Raw genomic sequence first — 23,257 nt, forward strand, 5'->3', positions numbered from 1 at the left:
TTCAGAAACGACGCATCACTCAATTTATTGCAACCACTGCGGGTATATGGTTTATGGGGTAACTTGCAGGCCTAACCTGTATCACAAAAAAATTCACTGGTATGAAATGGCATAATAAAGTCACTTCATTGCTCAACATAACCTATCCGGCGGTGCAAGCTCCGATGCTGGGCATTACCACACCGGCCATGGTAGCGGCCATCTCAAATGCGGGCGGGCTGGGGTCTCTGCCTGTAGGCGGACTCTCACCCGATCAGACCCTGGCGCTGATCAGGGAAGTGAAAGCGCTCACCAACAAGCCATTTGCAGTAAACTTATTTGCACATACGATACCAACCGTAGATCAGGTTGCCTTCGGCGCCATGAAAGAATTTCTCACAGCCTTTGCAGCTGAGCATGGCATTGCCTATGTGCCACCGGTACCGGGGCAGCTGAGATACTATACATATCATGATCAGATAGAGATACTGATCAGCGAAAAAATTCCCGTAGTGAGTTTCACCTTCGGCATACCCGAAGACGATCATATAGCCGATCTCAAGAATCGCGGAGCGCGGCTGATCGGCACAGCTACCTGCGTAGAAGAGGCATTGCTGCTCGATAATAAGTTTGTAGACATCATCACGGCACAAGGCTCGGAAGCTGGTGGACACCGGGGCACTTTCCTCACGGAAGGCAGTCCTCCGATGATCGGAACCATGAGCCTGGTGCCGCAGCTGGCAGACGCCATCCGCAGACCCATACTCGCCGCCGGCGGCATCTGCGACGGAAGTACCATGATGGCGGCAATGATGCTCGGCGCACAGGGCGTTCAGATCGGAAGCGCCTTTCTCGTGTGCAACGAAAGTTCGGCGCCCAACGCACACAAACACCGCATTCAGAATGCAGCATCGAACGAAGCCGTGTTAACGAAGAACCTCTCAGGAAGATGGGCCAGAGGAATTGAAACCAAACTGATGCGCGCAATCAGTGCATCAGGCATTGCCACACTGCCCTACCCTGTTCAGCAAAGTCTCACAGCGCCGATTCGCAGTTTTGCACAGCAGCACGATCTGCCGGATTATCAGACCATGTGGGCCGGACAATCGGCATCTCGGGCAGTAAGAAGGCCTGCGGCTGCTATCTTTCAATCGATACTGGAACAGGCGCAGGCCGCGTTTGAGCAGGTGGAAAAACATGTGCAGGTGCGGGACAGAGACTAGAAAGAATACGTGAACATCTTCCCTTCCAGCAATGCAGGAATGAATACCTTCTTTTGTTTTGCATCGAAATAAAAATCAGCAGGACCACCTATTGCAGGCAATTCAATTTTGGAAGAAAAGCTGTTCTGAAGATCGATCTTCCACAAAGATCCTGCTGCATGGTCCATTGCACTCCATTCAGAAACCAGCAATGTATGATCGTTCAGTAAAGCCAATCCGTCGAATGCTCCACCAATAGCGCCAATAGCTTCATAAACAGGTTTGTTGTCGCTCCATGTGATCACACCCAATACGCCTGCTTTCAAATCTTCAAAAACAAAACTGCAGGTATAGAGTTTCTTACGCTTTGCATCGTAACAGATACCATTTGCGCCTTTCACGTTTGCGATGGTTGTTACTGCTTCGGTATTCAGATCTACTTCGATGATGCTTCCCGGAACGGTTTCGGATAAGAACAAAGTATGATCATTCTTCACTTCCAGATCATTGGCAAAACTTACGTTCTGCTTAGCGAGATCAATTTCTTTTACTTTATTGCCGGTAGACAATTCAATGCCTACAATGCGATCGATATCCGCTACATACAACACACCTTTGATGATGGCAGTGCCCTTAGGTGCGTTCAGTATTTCTTTGGTGATATTTGCTTCGATGATATCACCGTTAAGACTGAGTTTGCTGATGCTGCCATCACCGTCTTTCGCAACAGGCTCCAGTTTTTTTCCAATGTTGGTTACGTAAAGAAATTTCCCGTCGGAGATAATGCTCTCAGGATTGGCAAGGCCATTGCTCTGTTGCGCTGCAGCAAACGAAACAGCAAACGCACATGCAAGAAATGCGACTATTCTTTTCATCGTAGATAATTTATACAGCAAAATTATCTGCGATCAAAAACCGCCGGTAACGGTATCAGCTCAGATGATGTTTATTCCGGCTCAGTTTACAGCAATTCCTACTCTGCTGAGTTGCGGAGTGGCTCCGTATTTCTCTTTGAAGATCCTGATGAAGTGGGAAGTATTCTCAAAACCACATTCCATGGCTATTTCAGTCACCTGCATTCCGGAGTGAAGCAATAGTGTTCGTGCATGTTCGAGTCGCTGATCGTTGATCCATTTTTTGGGAGCGCATTGAAAATGCTGCTGAAAATCGCGCTTGAACGAAGCAAGACTGCGATGCGAAAGTTTCGCCAGTTCTTCGAGTGTAACCGGTTGCAGCAGATGGGTTCGTACAATGAATTCTATATCGGGTTTGCCGAAGGCAATGTTCTGCAGAAATGCGAGTATCTGTTCTTTGCATTCACCTGCAAGCAGCAGCAACAGCAGCTCCTGCTGTTTGAGTTGCAGAATAGCATCGAGGCGTTGTATGGGTTGATGAAAGAATCCGGTGAACTGAATTTTGAAATCATCCAGCAGTTCGTTGGTGGGCACCACCATCAATTCCTTTGATGCCGGAGGTTCTGTTACATGCAGTTGATGTGCAAGCAGGAATCTCTTTACAAAATCATCCGTCAGAAACAACACCAATGCCTCAAATGGCTGATCGGCCAGCACTACTTCAGATGTTACGTAGATGCCTCTTTTGAGAATCAGCAATTGTCCTTCAGTGGCTTTCACCGTGTTGTTGCCGAAATACATCATCTTCTCTCCCTTCAGTACAAAAACGAATGTATGATCGGTCATGAATCCGTTTTTCTTACTGGTGGAATGCATCAGCTTGATCTTCGCAACGGGCGTATCGCCCATATGCAGCATTACATCCGGATGATCTTTGAGCGTTTCAGGCAACCTGTACAGCATACTGCAAAGATAGTTGCAGCAGCGGGTATTTGCAATGAGGCATCAGGCTACGGCGCGTGCCGCTTTTCTTTTCTCATTGCAGGGGATACATTCTGCATTTGCTTCGAAACTGCGGGGAACAAAACAACGCAGATAAGCCAACGCTTCTCTGATATGTTCTCTGATGGTATTCTTAGAAACATTCAGCATGGCGGCGATCTCTTCGTTGCTCAGTCCTTTGAGACGGCTGAGTTTGAACACCTCTTTCCTTTTTTCGGGAAGCGATTCGATGCCTTTATGCAAAATGGAATGCAGTTCTTTCAGTTCAATTTCAGATTCGGGTTCGGCCCAAAGTTCCTGTGCAGGATCGGCAGCAACCACAGACAAACCAGTTTTCTTTTTCTTCAGTTGGTTATACATTCTGTTCTTCGTAACCACATATACAAAACCGGGGAAGTTCTGCATTCCTGCCAGCTTCTCGCGGAACATCCAGATACTCATAAAAACATCCTGCGCTACTTCCTCTGCCTTCCTCTCATCTTTCACTGTCCGTGCCAGATGGAGATTGATGAGCGAAGCATATCGCGCAACGATCTGCGAAAACGCCTGCTGGTCGCCCTTTGCAATGCGTGCGAGCAGTTCCTGTTCATCAGCCGGATGGATATTTGTAGTTATCATGTAGCTCCGTATTAATTGATATAAAATTGTGGAATCACTTTATTTTATCCAATACAGAGCGCAAATCGCCGTAAATTTTATGGATTAATGCCTAATAATTGTATTTTTATCCGGAATTAAGTACACAAACATCCCCAAACCTTTACTTTTTTTCAATATGGCCCAGGAAGAATTAGACCCGTTAGACATCAGAATATTGCGTTTGGTGCAACGGGATGCCTCACTCACCCATAAAGAGATCGCTGCCGAACTGGGCAAATCTGTGGCCACCGTTCACGAACGGATAAGGCGATTGAAAGAACAGGGATTCATCAAAAAGATCGTGGCGATACTCGACAGAAAGAAGATCGATAAAAGTCTGATTGCATTTTCGCAGGTGCTGCTGCACAATCACACGGCGGAGACGCTGGCAACTTTTGAAAGGGAAGTGAGCAAATTCCCCGAAGTGATGGAGTGTTTTCAGATGACGGGCACCTTCGATTTTATTCTGCGCATTGCCACCAGTGATATGGATGCGTATCACGATTTTTACCGCAATAAACTGGCCAGGCTGCCCAATATTACTACAGTGCAGAGTTTTTTTGTATTGAGTGAAACGAAGAGTGTAACGGCCTATCCTATTTAGGTGCAGGAGTAGCTCTTCTAATCGACGGAGTTATTGAATTTAAGGGAATGTAAAAAAGCTTTTGCCCATTCAATATCATCCTGATGTTGTACTGAAGCCACACAAATAAGAATATGATCCAGCGCAACTTTAATGCCTTTTATCTGCCAGATTTTATCAACCTCCTTCACAGAAAGCTCCTGGGATAATGAAGCATTGTTCCTATCAGGAGTTTCCATGAAAACCAATATAGAAAAGTAGAGGGTTCTTCCTCCTTTGGTATCTACGTATTGCACGGAGTCGGCAAGTACGATCTTCTTAAATTGTTCTCCCGGTTCTATCTGCCAATCTTCCAGTCTTGATTTTTTTCTCTTCTTGTTGAATAAGCCGAACATAAAATTATCATTGATTCAGGGGGGATATATCAACCTGCCTTTGCAGTCTTCTTTTTTTGCTTTTCCTTCAATTGCATCTTCGTCATATTATACAAAATACTCTGCCTGTTGTTCACGCGCTGCACCAGATGCACATGCGCAATGAAATCTTCCACAATCTGGATCTTATCACTCGGCGTGACCACCAGCAATTGCAAATGCAGCTGCTTGCAGAGCTCCATCAGATAGGTGGCTTTCTCTTCATCCTGATTGCTGAAGCTCTCATCCACTGCAATGAAACGCAGGCTGCGCGCATTCTTTCCTTCGCGTGTAATGCCGAACTGATACGCAATGGCGCTACAAAGAATGGTGTACGTGAGCTGTGCTTTTTCTCCACCAGACAACTGCCCCATCTGACGATAGGTTTTCTTCAGTTCATCTGTATTGCGGTATTTTTCATCGGCCCAGAACTCAAACCAGTTGCGCACATCGAGCACGCGCGCGCGGTACGCATCACTCTCATCGAGATTGCTGATCAGCGGCTGCACCTGCTTTCTGAAATGTGTTGCCTTATCTTCAAAACTGCTCTGCTGCCAGTTTACGCCCTGAGGCAATGCAGACAGCAGCATGCTTCTGAATTCTTTGATAGTGGCATCGGACACAGCTTTGATGCCGAGCTGAATATAAGTATCGGGAAGCCTGTTGAAGTTGATGGCGCCCAGCGACTGGTTCAACGTCTGAATGCTGTAACGGATCTTCTGTTCCCAGTTATCGAGTTCTTCGTTGAGCTCTCCCATTTTGTACACCATGGTGTCGTGGAGGTAGCGCTCGAAATCTTTTTTATACCGGGGAAGATTGTCGGATTCCAGTTTCTCCAGCCATTCGAGATATTCGTTGGCAAACTCGCGGTCGTTGGCCAGTGGTTGCACATCTGCCGCCCAGTCCGTGAACTTCTGCAATATCTCCATGGGAGGGTTCTTGATCTTGTGGATCGCACGATCCAACTCACGTCCTTCTTTGTTCACGCTCTCTTCGTACTGATGTGCCAGCTTCTCCATTTTGTCGCGGAGCTGCTGAAAGAGATCGTTGATATTGGAGAGTTGAACGTCTGCTAAAATGCCGCTGTGCTTCTGCTGAAATTGCAGCAGCAGTTCTTTATCGTCGGCGGTAAGCTGATTGAGCAACGGTTCGAGTTGCTGTTGCTGTGCATCCATCTCCTGCAGACGGGTTTCGTCTACACGGATCTGGCCTACACATTCATCGCGCTCTGTTTCTGCTTTGGTTCTTTTTTTAACGATGCCATCTACCTGTTTGGTGAGTTCTTTCAGTTGATCGCTGCTGTCTTTCAGTGAAGCGATCTGGTCTTCTGTTTTTTTGATGGCGCGCTGAATGGCAGCGGTATTGATCAGTTCGAACTTCGGATGTTCTTTCAGCTGCAACACTGCATAGGCTTGCTTTTGAAGCCGCTTGTTCTTTGCTTCGGTACGCTGATCGGATTCTCCGGCCTTTTCGAGATCGCTGAGCAATTGCAGTCTGCGCGTTTGCAGCGCTTCGCGTTTGCGTTCATTGTTCCATCCCATTACGTAGTTGCCGGGATCATTGCTTTGCGCACGATCGTCTTTTTCGTGACGCGCACGGTTCTTGATCAATCCGTATACCGTAATGGCTTTATCGTATCGTTCCAGTTCTTTTTCATTGTTGGCACAGAAGTAATCCATATGCACGATCACGTGTTGCTCCACCCAGCTGCTGAGCGGATGATCCGGATGGAATTCGAGCAGATGAAAAATACTTCCGTCTTCCGGATGCCGCGGTACTGCTATGTCCTGCACATGCTCGTACACCAGTCTCGCACGAAGGTTGGTCTGGTTTACATATTTGCTTACTTTCTTGTAATGTTTGTGCGGCACCAGCAGCCGGATGGCGAAACTGCGCAGCAGCTTTTCGAGAACACCCTGCCATTCCTGTGCATCGTTGCGCACCTGCATCAATTCTCCTGCAAATGGCAGGTCGGTTATTTCGAGTTTGAGCGCAGCACAGAGATCCTTGCGCACCTGTACCAGATAGCCGGGAATATTGTGTCTGCTCTGTTGCAGCATATTGAATTCTTCTTCGATGCGTATCCGTTCGCGGTCTGCATTTTTTAAGCGATCCTTTGCCTCCCATCGCTCTTCATCGTTGTTGCGGATCTCGGTCTCTATTTTTCTTCCGTTGCGTTCCGCTTCTTTGAGTATGCGCTGATAAGATGCTTCATCAACAGGCTGATCGGTTACATGAATGTCTTTACACCATTCCGTGAATTGTGCCAGCGCCTGTTCAGTTTGTTCGAGCTGCTGTTGCTGGGACTCGATGTCTTTTTCGAGTTGCAGCAATCGCTGTCCGGCTTTGTTGCCATCGAGCTGATTTTGCAACTGCCTTTCTTCTTCCATGAAGTGGCTGATCTCCTGTTTGGCCTGTTGCAGTTTATCCTGCAACAACTTCACTTCTTTCTTGCCCTGAACTATTGCGGTGTCGAGAAGATTGTATTTGGTGTATACGTTCCAGAGGCGGGCGGTATCGAGCTCCTGCTTTGCCTGTTCGAGCGCCACTGCCTGCTCTTTGTACGTCTGAAAACTTTTCTGCAAAGGTTTAAGCAACCGGATCTGCTCTTCTACTTTTTCGATATTGCGTTGTGCATCGAGCAGCGTGCCGAGGTGTTTTTTGAGATCCTGAAACTGCTCTTCCATATTGCGTGGCTCCAGCATATGCTGACGGATAAAGCCGTTCAGCTCACCGAGCACTTTGATGCCCACCGTCTGGTTGAAGAGGCCGAGTGCCTGAATGCTCTGCATGCCCAGCACATCTACCATTCGTTGTGCGTAGCGGCTGGAGCTGTCGAACCACTCCACCATTTTGCGGCTGCCCTTATTGTGTTGCGCATCGATGCGTTTGCGCCAGTTGCCATTGAAATCGAAGGGCTTGAAATCGTCTTCGATATGCAATGGTTTATGCGCGATGGCAAACACTCGTTTCATTTCGTTCCCACTGAAATAGCGAACCTGGAACAGTGTTACGAACTGCTCCGCTTCATTGGCGAAATGCGCCAGCAGCACGCTGTACGCCGTTTCTTTAGATTCGCGGAGATAGAGCGTTTTGGTGCCCTGTCCATTGTCGGTGGCTACGGTTCCGTATCCACCCATGAGATAGGATTCTTCGGTACGGTCACCTTTCTTTTCCGAACCGGAACTCTGATTATAGAAACGATATTTTTTTTCGGGAACGATGAGCGTCAGCAGCGCATCCACAAAAGTTGTTTTGCCACTGCCATTGGCGCCGGTGAGCAGCGAAGTTTCGCCACCGGGATTGATCTTCCACACATGCTCATCGAAAGTGCCCCAGTTGAAGATCTCCATGTACTGCAATCGAAATCCACTCTTGCGATCATCCGTGCTGAATACCGTTAACTGCATGTGCCGAAAGTTGTTGTTTAAAATTTTCCAATACGTCGTTATCTACTTTTGACTTGATGATCTTTCTCACTCTGAACTTCTGTTCGTCGGAGATCTCATGATCTTCGATGCGATGTAGAAAGCCGAGTTCTTCCACGCGATCGATCAGGCGATCGAGTTCTTTGATGAACTTCACCCGGCTGGCATTTTCGCGGAAGAAAAGCTCTGCGAATTCTTTGATCTCGCGGCGTTTTCGGATCAGTTCGCGACTGGTAACCTCTCCTACTTCAAACTCAGCCATCATATCGCGCAGCAGTACCAGCAGCACACTTTCTTCGTAGTTGATGCTTGTTCTCCGAACCCATCCGGCGGTGGTCTCTTCTTCATCGAGTTTCATCTGCTCGAGATAGGCATAGCCATCTTCTTTGTCGAGCACCAGTATCAGTCCCAGCTGTTGCAGAAACTGCGTAAGCTCGGTTTGATAGGTAAGCAATTGCTCCCAGGTAGATTTCTCGAAGTATTCCACCGGGCCTTTGAGCAGTTTGATAAATAATCCTGTATATGGAAGCATAATATTCTTTTAATGAAACGCAGCGTTAACGGCTGAAAAGCAGGTAAGGCACTTCGATAAATTTTGTTTGTGCAGCGTCGATGGGAATCAGTTCCGTGATCTCCGGCATCGCCTGCACCCGATTGGCTTTCTCTTTGAGGAAGCTGAAATAACTTACCACTTCTCCCACTCCAAACTGCAGGCCAACTGCATCGATTATCTCGCGCAAAGTGGCTGTCTGCCTTTGTTCCAGCACCTGTTCCACCTGGCTCCAGAGTTTCTTTTTGTCGATGAATGCCGTATTGAGCATGCGGTTGAAACGTTCCAGGTCTTCTACTTTTTCCGATGCATTGGCGGGCTGTTTCACAGCTGCGGGCGCTTGCTTCGGCAACAGGGTCAGTCTCCGCTCCATGCTCATTTTTATTTCAGCAGGAGCATTGGTGTGAAGGCCTGCTTTTACATTGGGTTCGTCCATCAGTTGAAACACCAGCTCTTTGATGCTGCTGATCTGCTGGCGCAACCTTCGGTGCCGCGCAATTTCTTTTTCTGTGATGATGCGGCTCAGTTTCTCCGCCATTTTATCGTTGGCATCGTACACGCTGCGCCCCTGTTGCAGCAGCAGCGATTTGATATTTCGAACATAGTGGCTGTTGGTATCGATCTCGCGCTCCTGCAACAGATGAAGCAGGCTGTCCGTCATCCCTTTCCATTCTTCCTGTCCGCTGCGCGAAATAAGGAAGTCCCAGAACGCGTAGAAGCTCTTACCCTGATCGCTTTTGCGCAATTCGTCGTAAGCGCCGAAGGCGAAACCAACGATGGCTCCTTTGCTGGCTTCCGCTTTCGTATGTTGTTCAACGATAGCACGGTGAATGCCTTTGAAATTATCTTCCACTTCTCTGAAGTCGCTGAGCAGTTCGTAACTGAGCCGGATGAACCAGTCGAGCCGCTCTTTCACCTGCGCGTTGCTGAATACTTCGGGCTGATAACCCATTTCGAGTTTCTTGATCTCCTTATCGATCTCAGCGCGTTTGTTCTTCAGTTCTTCGAGGCGTGTGGCATGGTTATCCTGCGTATACTCCACCATTTCTTTCAGTGTCTGAAAGAGAAAACGGAAACGGCTTTCGGTACCTACAAATTGTCTTTTTTCGAGACTTTGCAGCCACTGAAAAACCTTTTCGGTATGGGAGCTGAGCTGGTATTGGGTTACGGCTTCGGAATCGGGAAAATCCTGCAGCAGTCTTTTCTGTACCCAGTTGAGCAGATACTTCCTTGCCCGGCTTTCTTCATCCTCCCCAAATTCGATGCGCGCTTCTTCGAGATCTTCCATTCCTTCGGCATGGGTACGCAGTTCTTCGGCCAGTACTGAGGTAAGTACGGGCTCGGCGATAGAAAGCGTATTCTCTGATTTGAAGGTCTGGTACAGGAATGGCAAAACCCAGTGGGCATTGCGCATCCGGATCATTTGTACAGCGGGCGACGAGCTCAACAGTTCAGAAATATCGGATTGCTGCATCGGGTTACACGAGATTAGGCGCCCAATTTATTAATTCTATCCGAACGGCAAAAAAACTATCTTCATCCCCAAAACTTATACACATGCTCACCCGCAGGCGGTTCATTGGTCAGACTATCCGGGCAGCAATCCTTATCAGCGCCGGAAACACCCTCACCTCCTTTCTTCCCGGAACTTTTCTGCTTCCCGACAGAAAAAAAATCAGGCTCCGCTTTGCCCTGGCATCTGATGGGCATTATGGTCAACCCAAGACCGATTTCGCTGTAACCCACGCCAATATGGTGCAATGGCTGAATAAAGAAAAGCAGGATCGCGGCCTGAATTTCTCCGTCATCAACGGCGATCTGTTCCACGACAAACCCGAATTGCTGCCTCAGGTGAAGCAGGTTTGGGATGGATTGAGCATGCCTTACTACGTTTCGCACGGAAACCACGACAAAGTGCCCGAAGAAATGTGGAAAAATACTTTCGGATACGGCTGGCATCACGCCTTCGATCTCAAAGATTGCGGATTCCTCATTCTCAACACCGCCGATATCGACGGAAAATATATTTGTCCGGATTTCAGCTTCGCACAACACCAACTGCAACAATACGCCGGCAAAAAACATTGCTTTGTGTTCATGCATATCGCTCCCGCCAAATGGACGCCCAATGCCATCGAATGCAAGGGACTCACCGATCTGTTTGCACAGCAACCGAACCTCAAAGGCATTTTCCATGGACATGATCACGATCAGGATGGCATGAAGGAACTCGGTGGCAAACACTATTTCTTCGACTCACATATCGGCGGCAACTGGGGTACTCCCTACAACGGCTACCGCATTGTGGAGGTACTGAAAGACGGAAGCATTTTCACTTACCAGATGAACGCAACGGCATCTGTGCAGGTGAACAGCAATACCATCTGAACAGTGAAACAATCACGATAAACTCATCAGCGCAAGAACATCAAAAACACCGTCCGGCGGGCATTACAGCCGGCGAGGGTATTCTATTACCATGGTAGACTTCCCGGAAACGATTCCGTAAGTAATCTGTTCAATCCTGATTTTTTTGCGTAGTATACTTAGAATTTCTTCTTTGCGAAAATCAAAATGATTGCTATGCGATTACTACCATTCCCGGTATTGGTTCTGTTACTGGCATGTTCATTTACTGCATTTGCCCAGAACAAAAGGATCACCGGAAAGATAACCTCAACCGACAAAGCTCCCCTCGCAGGCGTAACCATTCAGCTGAAAGGCACATCGCAGGTTACCACTTCAACAGACGACGGCTCCTACGCCATCAGTGTTCCATCCTCCGGAAAAGTTGTACTGGTTTTCTCTTCCGTAGGATTTGAAACACAGGAACAGACTGTATCCGACAACGAAAAACTCGATGTACAATTAAAAGCGGATGCCAAAAATCTCACCGATGTTGTGGTGGTAGGATATGGCACGCAAAAGAAAACAGATCTCACCGGTTCCGTAGCATCACTGCGCGGCGACAAACTCCGCGAAATGCCCGTGGTATCAGTGGAACAGGCCATGAGTGGGCGCATGCCCGGTGTGCAGGTGCAGCAGACTTCCGGCCAGCCCGGCGCAGGCATCAGCATCAGGATCCGTGGCGTGAGTTCCATAGCCGGCGGCAATGAACCGCTGTATGTGATCGATGGATTGCCGCAGTTCAATGATGATGTTCGTGGTGCAAACGGAATGGCAAGCATCAACCCCTCCGACATCGAATCGATCGAGGTATTGAAAGATGCATCTGCAACTGCCATCTACGGTTCACGCGGCGCCAATGGCGTAGTGATGGTTACCACCCGAACCGGTAAAGCAGGCATTGCCCGCACTGTATTTGAAAGCTCTGTGGGTTTTCAGAAACTGAGAAAGAAAATGGAGATGATGAACAGTGAAGAATACCTCAGTTACACAAAAGCATTTTATGTAAACAATGGCGATGCATTGCCGGATGATTTTCCGAAAACCACTCCATCGGTAAGTACCGACTGGCAGGATGAAGTGTTCACCACTGGTCTGCTGCTCAACAACAGCCTCAGCGTAAGCGGCGGCAACGAGCGCAGCCGTTACTACGTGAGTGGAGGATACTTCGATCAGAAAGGCATCATCCGCAACAGCGGATACAAACGCGGATCATTGCGCGTGAACCTCGATAACAAACTCAGTGATCGTTTCAATCTCAGCACCCGGCTCACCGTTTCCCGCGGTGTGCAGGATGGCTTCTCTCCTTCTCTCGGAGACAATACCCGCAACTTCGGAAAATCCGGCATGGGCTCTGTACTCCGCGCCCTGCCTACGGTTCCGGTGCGCAATGCTGATGGAACATACACAGATGTTACTCCCTATAAATTCAATGGCATCGATGCAGAGAACCCTGTAGCGATGGCAGAAGAAGTGCTCGACAGAAATACCAATACGCGCATTCAGGGCGGTGTTGATCTGCGATCTGTGATCATCAAAGGATTGGTGAACACAACCCGCGTATCGGCCGACTACTACGTTATCCGCAGGGATCTCTACTATCCGCGCATCCTGCCAAGACTTGGGCAGGCCGCAGGTGTAGCGGAATTAGGCAACTACGATAAAACATCTGTACTCGTAGAGGACTTCCTCGAATACAAAAAAGATCTTACAGACAAACTCTCCCTCGAAGCCATCGCAGGTATGAGCTATCAGAAAGAAAGATACAATACCACCGATCTGCTGGCATCCGGGTTTGTGAACGATCAGCAGAAGAACTACAATTTCAATTCAGCGAATACGGTGAGCAAACCCCTTACAGCGGTTACAGAATCGGTGATCGTATCAGGGTTCGGAAGATTGCGACTTAACTATATGGACAGATACCTCGTGTCTGCCAGCATCCGCAGAGATGGCGCATCGGTGTTTGCAGAGAATAACAAATTTGGTGTGTTCCCATCTGTATCAGCCGCATGGCGGGTTTCAGAAGAAGCTTTCATGAAAGAATTGCTTTGGGTATCTAATTTAAAACTGAGAGCAAGCTGGGGTAAGTCCGGCAACCCGGCCATCAAACCTTATCAATCGCTGTTGCTGGGCCGGTCGGTGAATACGAGTCAGGGTGGCGGTACAGGACAGGTAGTGGGTCTCACACCAACATTCCCTAACCCGAATCTGAAATGGGAAACCACTGCGCAAACCAACTTCGGCATCGATGCCGGCTTCTTCAATGAGCGGCTTCGTTTCAGTGTAGATTATTATGTGAAAACAACCAAAGACCTGCTGGCTCTGGTGCAATTGCCACCTTCAGCAGGTGTGGGTGCGGGAATCGGAACAGGCGCCAGCCAGATCATCGACAACGTAGGTGAGATCGAGAATAAAGGATGGGAATTCACACTTGGTGCAAACATCGTTAACACAGCAGACTGGAGCGTGACCATCGACGTGAATCTTTCTACCAACAAGAATCTCGTAACAAAAACGCTGGATGGAAAAGATGTGCCAACAGCAGCCGGGGGCGATGATGCCTCAGGAGCTGTGAGCATCATTCGCCAGGGCTATCCGCTCTCTGTATTCTATGGGCCCAAATTCACTGGTCTCGATAAAGATGGCGTGCCACAGTACGAAAACCTGAACAACGATTTCAATCAGCAGGGCCGCCCTGTGATCAATGCTTCGGACAACCAGATCCTCGGCAGTCCCTACCCGGACCTGATCTACGGGTTCAGTCCAACAGTGAAGTACAAGCGCATTACGCTCAGCTCAGTGTGGGCAGGCGTGAGCGGATCATTGATCAACAACCGTAATCTGGTGGAGATGGTGAATCCCAGCCCTGCCAATCAGTTCAATAAAATGAAGGCCGTACTGGAGTACTATCCAAGACCGAGCCTGCTGGCGGCGAATGAACACAGAACATCGGATCGTTTTCTGGAGAGCGGAGATTTCTTCCGTCTGCGGAATATTCGCCTCGATTACAATGTGCCGTTGAAATCGAAAGCGGTGAAGAATCTGAATGTGTATATCAGCGCGCAGAATCTGCTTACGTGGACGAACTATTCAGGGTACGATCCCGAAGTGAATTCGTTCAACGGCAACGACAGAAGGCAGGGTGTGGATCTCGGATCTTATCCCAGCGCTAAAACCTATAATCTCGGAATAGGACTCACTTTCTGATTGGCAACACATTAAAAAGAAGTTTATGAAACGATATAGCATAATCATCACAGTTATACTGCTGCTCATCACATCGATAGCAGAGACCGGATGCGAGAAGATGCTGGATGAGAGTCCGAAGTCTTCCATCAGTCTGGGTAAACTCGATCCCGGTGTTCTCGAACAAACACTTATCGGCATCTATGAGCCGCTTACACGCAGTCGCGGCAGGCTTTGGGAATCCACCATCGGACTGGGTTTCGAGCTGATGGCAGAATATGCCGATGCCGGCGGCAGCAGCCAGCAAAGCTGGAGCAATTACAACAATCTCATGAACAGCAATACAGCGCTGAATCAGCCATGGACAACACTGTACGAATCAATCGGCAGGGCCAATTCGCTGATCGTAACGCTGGATGAAGACAAAGCCCTCACAGAAGATCTCCGCAACAGAGCATATGGAGAGGCCTATTTCGTAAGGGCGCTGTGTTTTTATTTTGCAGTGCGCACATTCGGGAAATTCCCGATGCGGCTGAAACCGATCCTCAATGCGCGTGATGTATCTCTTTCCAGTTCAGACATTCCGGTGATCTACGATCAGATCATCAAAGACCTGAAATTCGCGGAGAACGTGCTGCCCAAAACAGTACCTGCTGCCAATGCAGGCCGTGCCACTGCAGGAGCAGCCAAAACAATGCTGGCCGATGTATATCTCACCATGAAAGACTACCCGAATGCGAGGATCAAATCAAAAGAAGTGATGGACAGCAAAGCAGATTATGGTTATGATCTTGAAGCATCACTTGCAACCGTGTACTCACCTACTCTGCCCACCAATAAAGAAGATGTATTCTCGCTTAAATTCTCACAGATCATCAATGGCGGGAATTTCATGGCTTCTTACTGGGCAGACTCCAAAGCCAAACAGGCCGGATATTCCATCAGCGGCAATAAGTTTGGAGGCGTCACATCCAATGCACCGTTAATTAAAAACTGGGACCCGAATGATCTCCGTAAGAAATTCAGTTTGTACAATACTTACCTGATCAACGGAGTGGTAACAAATGCAGAGCTGGATACGGATTACGATCTCCGCATGGGTAAGTTCAAAGATCCTAATGCGCCTATCGATACCGGCAATGGCAACGACTTGTATATGTATCGTTATCCGGATGTGCTGCTGATTTTTGCAGAAGCGGAGAACAAGGTGAATGGCCCTACAGCAGCTGCGTACGATGCCATCAATCAGGTGAGAAGAAGAGCTTACGGATTACCGGTGAATACGCCCAGCAATGTATCGGATCTCAGCGGATTAGACCAGACTCAATTCGATGATATGGTGTTCCGCGAAAGAGGATACGAATTCATCGGAGAAGCAAAGCGCTGGTTCGATCTCGTTAGAACCGACAGGGTAAATTCCATCCTTACCGAAGTGAGAGCCAATATTCTTCATCCGAACCGCAAACCAACTCCCACGAGAACAACATTCCTCATTCCCGATGTTGAAGTGGCCAATAATCCGGCAGCGGGAAAATAGAGCCTGCTATATTTGAGTGAGAACCGGACCAGCATTGAGCTGCTCCGGTTTTTTCATTTGCGGATAACCGCCACACCTGCATCGTGCAAAGATTACCGGTAGCGCCGAACATGAATAATTTTTCCTATATTCATTTTGCAATCAAACCCACTATGGATCGTAAACTTTCTGCCTGGCATAGTCCGGCATTGAACAAGAGCATGCCCATTGCAACGTATGGCTTCTATGGCTATGCCTTGCTGCTGATTCCAACGGCGGCAGCGGATTATCTTGAATATGAGCGGTTTCAGCTGATAGACTCGCTGGCGCCGCATATCGATGCAGGCAGGGTAAAGGTTTTTTCCATCGACAGCATCAACAACGAAAGCTGGATGAATCAACAGATGGAACCGCGCGATAAAGCAGTACGCCATCAGCAGTGGAACCAGTATGTGCTCGAAGAAGTGATCCCATACATCCGGCAACAGACGAGCGAAGAGACACCCATCCTCACCTGTGGCGCATCTTTCGGGGCATTGCACAGCGCCAATCTGTTTTTCAAAAGACCCGATCTGATAAACGGATGCATCGCCATGAGCGGCGTGTATTCACTCACTGAATATACCCGCGGGTATTTTGATGATGATGTTTATTTCAATAGTCCTGCCCACTACCTTCCTAACCTGAACGATCATGCGATACTGGAACAGATCAGGAAGAGCAATCATATCCATATTTTGTCGGGAAGCGGTGCCTATGAAGATCCGAATGCTGCGAGGCAGCTGGCGGGAATATTGCAAAGCAAAGGGATCGGGCACGAACTGAATATCTGGGGGCCTGAATGGTCGCACGACTGGCCTACCTGGAGAGCGATGCTACCAAACGACCTACACGCCATTCACTTCTAGCAGGTGCAGAAAATGATCGCGGGGAATCATGCGCGCACCAAGGCTTTCGAGGTGTGCAGTGTACACCTGGCAGTCGATCAGTTTCACTCCTTCACCGATCAGTTGCTGCGCATAACTGAGAAACGCAAACTTGCTGGCATTGCTTTGTTTGCTGAACATGCTTTCGCCGAAGAAAACATTTCCCATCCTGATGCCATACAGTCCGCCTACCAGTTCGCCATCTTTCCATGCTTCTGCACTATGAGCAAGGCCTTCGTGATGAAGCGCGGTATATGAATTGAGTACATCGCTGGTGATCCAGGTGCCGTTCTGGCCTTCGCGCGAGATCTGCTGGCAGTTGCGGATCACTTCACAGAAAGCAGTATTTGTTTTGAACTCGAATGTATTTTTTCTGAAAAGTTGCAGCATGCTTTTGCTGATGCGGAGCTCTTCGGGAAAGAGCACGAAACGTGGATCGGGACACCACCAGAGAATGTATTGTCCTTCGTACCAGGGGAAGATGCCCGACCGGTAGGCAAGCCGCAGCCTTGCGAGTGAAAGATCTCCACCCACGGCCAATAATCCATCCGGTTCCGCCATATGGACCGGTGGAAAATAGAGCTTACTGTCCAGTGCAAATAAGGGCATAGCTGGCTGCAGGAAGTTATTGAGCTGCTACTTCGATAGTGGCGCCGATACCTCTGTCTGTAATGGCATCGCAATGGGGTTTGAGCTCCTCGTAGGTTCCGTTTTTCACAGCGTACTTTCCCTGAAAGTGAATGATGTAGGCGCATTGCTCGGCCTGTTCAGCTGTGTGGCCGCAAACTTCCATGAGGGTTTCGATCACCCATTCGAAAGTATTCACTTCATCATTCCACACAATCAGGTTACAGGGCTCTTCTGCACTGGTCAATACGTCCGAATCATCTTCTTCATAAGGCCTGGTAGGTCCGTCAAATGCCATAGTATCTGTTTATAGGTGGTACAAAGTTATTAAAATAAGACAAGGCTGCAAGAGAGGGAAAACCGGAATTATTCCGGGATATGGGGATGTTATCGGTTCATACTGATGGGGTTGAGAAAAAAAATGTAGAGTTTTTTTGCCAAAAATTTGGTGGAAATATTCCAATCCCTATCTTTGCACTCCCAAACGAACAAAGGGATACAAAAAAAGGGAGTTTAGCTCAGCTGGTTCAGAGCATCTGCCTTACAAGCAGAGGGTCGGCGGTTCGAACCCGTCAACTCCCACAGAAGAAGGAAGTACAGAATTGTGCTTCCTTTTTTTATTAGACGAAAAGCCGCGTTCGGTGCGAATAGAGGCTCTCCCTTTAAAAGTGAATTTTTCCAGGAAGGTCGAACCATTGGAGAAGATTATTCCCGCATAGGGGCAAATGGGAATGCTACATAAGGACTTACACTTTTTTCAACAGCAATTCAGGTAGGATTATTTTCGATTCCTTGTCCTTTGCATCATCTTTCCAGTACACAATAAAGTTTACTTTGGCTTCGGCAATATAGAATCCTTTATCAGCACGCTCTTTCAAAACAACCCTGAATTTTTGGGAGTATTTACAAACCAGGTCGCCATGGGAATTTCCCAGTCCTTCTTCCAGTATTTGAAGGGATGCCCCGCTATGAAGATTGTTTATTCGATGTTGTACAAATTCAAAATAGCCCAATTGCACATCCCGGTGCGTGAGAAAAATGGCTACTTGTTGAGGTTCATGGTAAGAGTTTCGATCTTCTTTATAGACTAGTTCTTCTGAATAAAAAGGCTTTAAATAATTGCCAGTGTAATGTATCGATAAATTTGTCTTGGCTCGGGTGATGGCTACATAAAATTGTCGTTTATCCTCATCGGTTTCTGGGTTAAAGTTTCTTAATAACAGGTAAATATTATCAAACTCTTTTCCTTTCGCTTTATGAATAGTGGAAGCATATACTACCTCAGAATCTATACTCAGAAAATCTTCCACTTTTGATTCAAATAGGAAAGACTTCCAATCGCTCTTGTATTTCCTCGCCGTATTTACAACTTCAAAAGATTTGATCAATGCATTCACCAGTTCCTTCTTTGCACTGGCATTGATATGTGCATTTAACTGGCGTTTTGCATTTATCCAGTCCTCTTCTGTTATCAATGGAGTGTCAGTGTTGCCGTTGATGATATCCGAAAAATAACGCAGCTCATATAAATTACTCAAACTAAATCCATCATTCGATTGAATCACTTTTGCCTGCACACCCCGTAGCAATAACAAACCAGCCAGTAACATGGCATCTTCATTTGTTTTGGTAAGCACACAGGTGGAGCCTGAAAGTGCCGCTTTGCTGATAAGATCCGAAACGGGAACAATCAAGTTGTTAGTTGCATATGCCGCTATTTCGATTTGTCCGTTTCCCCGTTGTTTCGCAAAACATGCCTCGGTTTTCAACCGGTTATTAATTGTCGTAGCCCAGGTGTTGGCAAATGAAACGATATTTTCTTTGCTCCGGTAGTTTTCTGTTAACTCATATTTAACTGCGGCTTTTTCGGTAATCAGTTGTTGCATGTATACTGCATCCGCGCCCCTGAATCCATAGATGTTCTGGTCGTCATCCCCCACGAGTATGACCCGCATTTCTTCATTTTGTTCCATCAGTCCCTTTACCAGTTCATACTCTTCCTTATTCATATCCTGTGCCTCATCTACCACCAACACGGTTTTGGTAATCCGAAAAGTTTCAATTTCACCTGATCTTATTTTTTCTACAGCCGTATTGATAATGTTTCCTGCTTCTAACAGGGTCCCAACTCTTCCAAGAAGGTCGAAACAGTAAGAGTGAAAAGTTTTTATTTCAATAAAGTTAGCCGCATTGCCGATGAGTTCAATAAGGCGCTTTTTAAATTCAGTGGCGGCGGCTCTTGAGAAAGTAAGCATCAGTAATTGCTCATGCTTAACATCTTCGGTTAGCAGAAGAGAAGCCAGCTTGTGCACCAGCAACCTAGTTTTACCACTCCCAGGACCGGCAGCAACTACAATATATTGATTAGCCGAGTCATTAATAATTTGCAATTGAGCCGGGGATAAAGCTCCGAACAATTTCATGAACTTTTCCGGCGTTAAGGTTCGTTTGATTTCATCTTGACGACTACCCGGAAAATATTTTGATAAAAAAGACGAATAATTCAGCCTGAAATAATCATCTACAAATTGCAATGCTTCATTATAATTGCGAATCATTTTTTTAGCATATTCCCCAACTATATGAATCTGCTGAACTTTTTGCTGGTAAAACTGCTTTAACTTTTCATAATCACTCTCTTTATATTGTATCCGGTTGTTCTTTTCTACTCGGTCAATGGTGAGTTTATTATGGACTACCAGAAATCCGCCTTCAATCTTAATGGCCTCAATTCTTGAGAGGTAAAACAGGGTGTCTTCTATATCGTCAAAAGTAGCTTTTGAAAAAAACATTCCCAGCTCTTTTTCTGCCATCTCCTTTAATTCCTGTACCGAAAATTCAATTAACACCTCCTCTTGTTTATTATCCGCACCTGATAATTCTGTCGCTTTTTTGTAGAGGTACTCTGTAACCAGCTTTGCAAACAAATGACGTTTCTCCTGTTTTTCCCGAAACTCAGATCTGTCAATAAACAAAGATATCTGTACATGATTCCTGGAATATTCGAGATTTTGTCGCTTAATCCAGTTTTTGATCGACCAGAAGTTAATGATAGTCTTAAGCTTGTTGAGAGAACTATCTTTGACACCTGATTGAAGAAACAATTCGATGATTTCTTTTAAATGATACTCTGCTTCTCCGTCTTTTAGTTGTGCCAGTAAAAGTTCTTCCTGCTTTCTGAAGCTTTCCACAATGGTTAATGACTTATTAACCGAATCTGCTTTTTTTATGAATGCGGTGAGATCTCTTGCCTGTGCTAATATTTTTTCTTCCCGCATCAATTCAATGATGCGGATCACTTCTTCTTTTACGATTCCTAACTGGTCAGAGATATAGTCTATCCTAGATTCAGCAATTTCGTCAGTGGAAAGTCTTTTACTTTTACTTGAAAACAATTTTTTGATGATGCGAACTGCTTTTACTTTTTGTATATCTGAAAATTTTTCGGAGGAATTGATTTTACCAATGGCTTCCTGCGCATTTTTACTAAGAATACTGTTAGCGAAAATTCTAGGCATATTTTGCCCACGCTTCAAGTAACCGGCATCTTCCAGGGCTGCAATGGCTGTAGTTACTCTTGTTTCGATTTCGACGACACCATCATCCCATCCTGCCTTCCTGGCAATCTCTAACGCAGAATTGGATGCCTTATCCCTTGTTTTCGTTAACTCTTTAATTGCTTTCCAGATTTGATTGATTTCTTTACTGCTGATTTTTGTCTGGTTCAGCAAAATGAAATGTTTATCTAAGTCTTCTTCATTAAACAATACATAGCAATCAGCATTAATATTTTCATCACGGCCCGCTCTTCCTGCTTCCTGCACATAGTTCTCGAGTGAATCAGAAATATCATAGTGTATCACGGCCCCTACATCGCTTTTATCAACCCCCATACCGAAGGCCGAGGTAGCAACCATAATGTTTACTTCACCGGACATGAAGTTATTTTGATTCTGAGATTTTTCATCCTTTTCCATTTTCCCATGGTAGGGCTTGGCGATAAAACCATCATCACTTAGTCGTTTAGCAAGTTTATACGCCCTTTTTGTACGAGATACATAAACAATGGTAGGACAGCCCTTCGTTTCAATGATGCTCCTTAGTTGGTTATACTTTTCTTCTTCATTATCTTTCCGATAAACACTGTATTGCAAGTTGGTTCTTGAAGCATTAGCACGAAATACTTGTAAGCTTAAATTTAATTTCTCTTTGAAATAAGATTTAATATCCTCAATTACTTTTTGTTTAGCGGTGGCGGTAAAGCAGGAAACGGGTATGGTATAATCGAGCCCTTTCTTTTGCTGTAACGCCTTGATAAAATCGCCAATATACAAGTAATCAACCCTGAAATCCTGCCCCCAGGAAGAGAAGCAGTGCGCCTCATCAATCACAAACCTTGTGATCTTTCTTTTTAATAATAGTCTCTCAATTGTAACTGACCGAAGCGATTCTGGAGATATATACAACAGGCTGGCAAAACCATTTTCTATCCTTTCAATAGCTTTACTACGTTCAATAGGATCTAGCAGTCCATTAATTGTTACTGCTTCTGTAATACCTTTTTTTTCCAGGTTATCTACCTGGTCTTTCATCAAAGACTGCAAAGGAGAAATTACAACAGTTAAGGCTTTGGCGTTCTCACCACTCATTAATGCAGGAACCTGAAAGGTGATTGACTTTCCTCCACCAGTTGGAAATACAGCTAGTATCGATTCGCCACGTATGGCAGCATTTACTGCATCTTCTTGTAATGGTTCACTTCCGTAAGTGCGAAAGCTTGAAAAACCAAAATGTTTTTTTAATGCAGGAATAGGATCAAGCGCCAATTTACAATACTCACATCCTTGTATACACGGGTTATTTCTCATTAAAAAAAGAAATCGTTCCACATCCGGGTAATTTTTTAACACCCAAGGAGGAGTAATTGAATATCGGTCATTACAGTTTAACAATGCTAATGCATACGCGAAAGCGATGGGTGAGGTATGTATGAGTGACTGAAGATCGCTTGCATCACAGATTTTGCCTTTAAATCTTTTCCGGATGGTAACCAGCAATTGCTCTTTGCCAGTTGAAGCAGTATAATTTAAGTACTTGAAGAAATTACCAAACCCTCTTTTATCACATAAAAGCAGGTACAATATTTCTTTAAACTCATCATCCAGATTTTGAAAAGCTCTTACTTCATCAAAAAATAAGTGCTTTGCTTTTATAGCATCATTCAACGGATTATTTAATTCGTCTGTTTGAAGTTTGTCATCCTTCAACAGGTGGTGATAAGGTTGCTGAGGGAATAATAATGGAGAAAATAGCAGTGTGTCAATAGCCTTATCCAGTCCCCATTCATTATTCCCGAAATATTTTTGTAAATAAATTAGGTCGTGGACTAAAATATTGTGCCCACAAATGAACGTTGAATGTTCAATAAAACTCTTGAATTCGTTGGGCTGGTTTTTATGGAAGCTAGATTCATCTGACAAAACACAACCTATATCAAGCAACTGTTTGCTTGCCGGGTTAACTTCAATATCAAAATAAGCAATAAGGCTCTTCATTGAAATCAGACCTGTTTTAGGTATCCTAAAATAGTTTAAATCTTTTCATTTTCAAAGATTTAAGTACAATTCACTCGTTCCGTGAAAAACACCCAAATCCGAAGTGTTTTTCACCTTACTTTATTTCAGATTCAATATGTAGCTGTCCATTAATGACTTAAGATGATATTTAGGCCGAAGCCCCCTTATCTGGTTCGACAAATCTCCGGCAGACTCCCACAGAAAAAGCCTCGCAATTTGCGGGGCTTTTTTTATTCCTTCTATTCCTGCTTTAAGATTCCAGGCGCAGTTAACGCAACTAACTACTCTCCTCTTCCATCTTCGTTAGGTATTGACTTTGAAATTTCAGCATCTCCATGCCCGGTTGCAATTATTTCATTGTCCTCCC

General features: G+C 46.1%; 16 protein-coding genes and 1 tRNA gene. 7 read left to right on the forward strand and 10 right to left on the reverse strand.

All coding sequences use genetic code 11. The features are described from left to right. Positions 1-101: 101 nt before the first annotated feature. Positions 102-1,202: a nitronate monooxygenase gene (locus HHL16_RS12895; protein ID WP_169425607.1), complete on the forward strand. Its 1,101-nt coding sequence runs from the start codon at positions 102-104 to the stop codon at positions 1,200-1,202. Here the strand turns inward: HHL16_RS12895 and HHL16_RS12900 are convergent. The 3 genes from HHL16_RS12900 to HHL16_RS12910 all read right to left on the reverse strand — a co-directional run bounded on the left by HHL16_RS12900 (position 1,199) and on the right by HHL16_RS12910 (position 3,655). Continuing rightward, entirely contained in the window at positions 1,199-2,056 is an 858-nt protein-coding gene (locus HHL16_RS12900; RefSeq protein WP_169425608.1) for a hypothetical protein, read from the reverse strand. The two genes, HHL16_RS12895 and HHL16_RS12900, sit on opposite strands and share 4 nt — an antisense overlap. 81 nt (positions 2,057-2,137) lie before the next feature. Beyond that, positions 2,138-2,998 carry a helix-turn-helix domain-containing protein gene (locus HHL16_RS12905; protein WP_169425609.1) on the reverse strand — a complete coding sequence of 287 codons (861 nt, stop codon included), beginning with the start codon at positions 2,996-2,998 and terminating at the stop codon, positions 2,138-2,140. A gap of 42 nt (positions 2,999-3,040) precedes the next feature. Continuing rightward, positions 3,041-3,655, reverse strand: a complete 615-nt coding sequence (locus tag HHL16_RS12910; protein ID WP_169425610.1) for an RNA polymerase sigma-70 factor — start codon at positions 3,653-3,655, stop codon at positions 3,041-3,043. 157 nt (positions 3,656-3,812) lie between these two features. On the opposite strand from HHL16_RS12910, the gene HHL16_RS12915 reads away from it, so the two are divergent. After that, on the forward strand, positions 3,813-4,280 hold the full coding sequence (locus tag HHL16_RS12915) for an Lrp/AsnC family transcriptional regulator (protein WP_169425611.1): 468 nt from the start codon (positions 3,813-3,815) through the stop codon (positions 4,278-4,280). Between the two features lie 17 nt (positions 4,281-4,297). Here HHL16_RS12915 and HHL16_RS12920 read toward each other — a convergent pair whose 3' ends face one another. Genes HHL16_RS12920 through HHL16_RS12935 form a run of 4 tightly spaced genes read right to left on the reverse strand, consistent with a single transcriptional unit; the run spans position 4,298 to position 10,124 of the window. Further along, complete coding sequence (locus tag HHL16_RS12920) at positions 4,298-4,654, reverse strand: hypothetical protein (protein ID WP_169425612.1); 357 nt, start codon at positions 4,652-4,654, stop codon at positions 4,298-4,300. Positions 4,655-4,683: 29 nt separating this feature from the next. After that, the gene (locus HHL16_RS12925) at positions 4,684-8,082 is read right to left on the reverse strand and encodes an SbcC/MukB-like Walker B domain-containing protein (protein WP_169425613.1); all 3,399 of its coding nucleotides are present in this window, start codon (positions 8,080-8,082) and stop codon (positions 4,684-4,686) included. Next, on the reverse strand, positions 8,054-8,632 hold the full coding sequence (locus tag HHL16_RS12930; protein WP_169425614.1) for a DUF4194 domain-containing protein: 579 nt from the start codon (positions 8,630-8,632) through the stop codon (positions 8,054-8,056). The genes HHL16_RS12925 and HHL16_RS12930 overlap by 29 nt, the downstream gene beginning before the upstream one ends. 25 nt (positions 8,633-8,657) lie before the next feature. Further along, complete coding sequence (locus tag HHL16_RS12935; protein WP_169425615.1) at positions 8,658-10,124, reverse strand: DUF3375 domain-containing protein; 1,467 nt, start codon at positions 10,122-10,124, stop codon at positions 8,658-8,660. Between the two features lie 83 nt (positions 10,125-10,207). On the opposite strand from HHL16_RS12935, the gene HHL16_RS12940 reads away from it, so the two are divergent. The 4 genes from HHL16_RS12940 to HHL16_RS12955 all read left to right on the forward strand — a co-directional run bounded on the left by HHL16_RS12940 (position 10,208) and on the right by HHL16_RS12955 (position 16,669). After that, a complete protein-coding gene (locus HHL16_RS12940; protein ID WP_169425616.1) occupies positions 10,208-11,038 on the forward strand; it encodes a metallophosphoesterase in 831 nt (276 codons plus the stop codon). Positions 11,039-11,233: 195 nt separating this feature from the next. After that, complete coding sequence (locus tag HHL16_RS12945) at positions 11,234-14,266, forward strand: TonB-dependent receptor (RefSeq protein WP_169425617.1); 3,033 nt, start codon at positions 11,234-11,236, stop codon at positions 14,264-14,266. Between the two features lie 25 nt (positions 14,267-14,291). Next, the gene (locus HHL16_RS12950) at positions 14,292-15,782 is read left to right on the forward strand and encodes a RagB/SusD family nutrient uptake outer membrane protein (protein ID WP_169425618.1); all 1,491 of its coding nucleotides are present in this window, start codon (positions 14,292-14,294) and stop codon (positions 15,780-15,782) included. Positions 15,783-15,934: 152 nt separating this feature from the next. Beyond that, the gene (locus HHL16_RS12955) at positions 15,935-16,669 is read left to right on the forward strand and encodes an alpha/beta hydrolase-fold protein (RefSeq protein WP_169425619.1); all 735 of its coding nucleotides are present in this window, start codon (positions 15,935-15,937) and stop codon (positions 16,667-16,669) included. Here the strand turns inward: HHL16_RS12955 and aat are convergent. After that, positions 16,649-17,296, reverse strand: a complete 648-nt coding sequence (gene aat, locus HHL16_RS12960) for a leucyl/phenylalanyl-tRNA--protein transferase (protein WP_169425620.1) — start codon at positions 17,294-17,296, stop codon at positions 16,649-16,651. The two genes, HHL16_RS12955 and aat, sit on opposite strands and share 21 nt — an antisense overlap. Before the next feature lie 16 nt (positions 17,297-17,312). Next, on the reverse strand, positions 17,313-17,612 hold the full coding sequence (locus HHL16_RS12965) for an ATP-dependent Clp protease adaptor ClpS (RefSeq protein WP_169425621.1): 300 nt from the start codon (positions 17,610-17,612) through the stop codon (positions 17,313-17,315). Positions 17,613-17,821: 209 nt separating this feature from the next. Here HHL16_RS12965 and HHL16_RS12970 point away from each other — a divergent pair. Continuing rightward, positions 17,822-17,896 (forward strand) — tRNA-Val (locus HHL16_RS12970). 164 nt (positions 17,897-18,060) lie between these two features. On the opposite strand, the gene HHL16_RS12975 is transcribed toward HHL16_RS12970, so the two are convergent. Next, complete coding sequence (locus tag HHL16_RS12975; protein ID WP_169425622.1) at positions 18,061-22,869, reverse strand: RecQ family ATP-dependent DNA helicase; 4,809 nt, start codon at positions 22,867-22,869, stop codon at positions 18,061-18,063. Positions 22,870-23,257 lie beyond the last annotated feature (388 nt).

Source organism: Pseudoflavitalea sp. G-6-1-2 (genome assembly GCF_012927185.1).
GTDB lineage: Bacteria > Bacteroidota > Bacteroidia > Chitinophagales > Chitinophagaceae > Pseudobacter.

Coding starts and splice junctions, on each gene's coding strand:
- HHL16_RS12930 (WP_169425614.1), bottom strand. CDS start 8,632: ATGCTTCCATATACAGGATTATTTATCAAACTGCTCAAAGGCCCGGTG.
- HHL16_RS12925 (WP_169425613.1), bottom strand. CDS start 8,082: ATGCAGTTAACGGTATTCAGCACGGATGATCGCAAGAGTGGATTTCGA.
- HHL16_RS12910 (WP_169425610.1), bottom strand. CDS start 3,655: ATGATAACTACAAATATCCATCCGGCTGATGAACAGGAACTGCTCGCA.
- HHL16_RS12920 (WP_169425612.1), bottom strand. CDS start 4,654: ATGTTCGGCTTATTCAACAAGAAGAGAAAAAAATCAAGACTGGAAGAT.
- HHL16_RS12950 (WP_169425618.1), top strand. CDS start 14,292: ATGAAACGATATAGCATAATCATCACAGTTATACTGCTGCTCATCACA.
- HHL16_RS12965 (WP_169425621.1), bottom strand. CDS start 17,612: ATGGCATTTGACGGACCTACCAGGCCTTATGAAGAAGATGATTCGGAC.
- aat (WP_169425620.1), bottom strand. CDS start 17,296: ATGCCCTTATTTGCACTGGACAGTAAGCTCTATTTTCCACCGGTCCAT.
- HHL16_RS12895 (WP_169425607.1), top strand. CDS start 102: ATGAAATGGCATAATAAAGTCACTTCATTGCTCAACATAACCTATCCG.
- HHL16_RS12945 (WP_169425617.1), top strand. CDS start 11,234: ATGCGATTACTACCATTCCCGGTATTGGTTCTGTTACTGGCATGTTCA.
- HHL16_RS12935 (WP_169425615.1), bottom strand. CDS start 10,124: ATGCAGCAATCCGATATTTCTGAACTGTTGAGCTCGTCGCCCGCTGTA.
- HHL16_RS12905 (WP_169425609.1), bottom strand. CDS start 2,998: ATGCTGTACAGGTTGCCTGAAACGCTCAAAGATCATCCGGATGTAATG.
- HHL16_RS12900 (WP_169425608.1), bottom strand. CDS start 2,056: ATGAAAAGAATAGTCGCATTTCTTGCATGTGCGTTTGCTGTTTCGTTT.
- HHL16_RS12955 (WP_169425619.1), top strand. CDS start 15,935: ATGGATCGTAAACTTTCTGCCTGGCATAGTCCGGCATTGAACAAGAGC.
- HHL16_RS12975 (WP_169425622.1), bottom strand. CDS start 22,869: ATGAAGAGCCTTATTGCTTATTTTGATATTGAAGTTAACCCGGCAAGC.
- HHL16_RS12940 (WP_169425616.1), top strand. CDS start 10,208: ATGCTCACCCGCAGGCGGTTCATTGGTCAGACTATCCGGGCAGCAATC.
- HHL16_RS12915 (WP_169425611.1), top strand. CDS start 3,813: ATGGCCCAGGAAGAATTAGACCCGTTAGACATCAGAATATTGCGTTTG.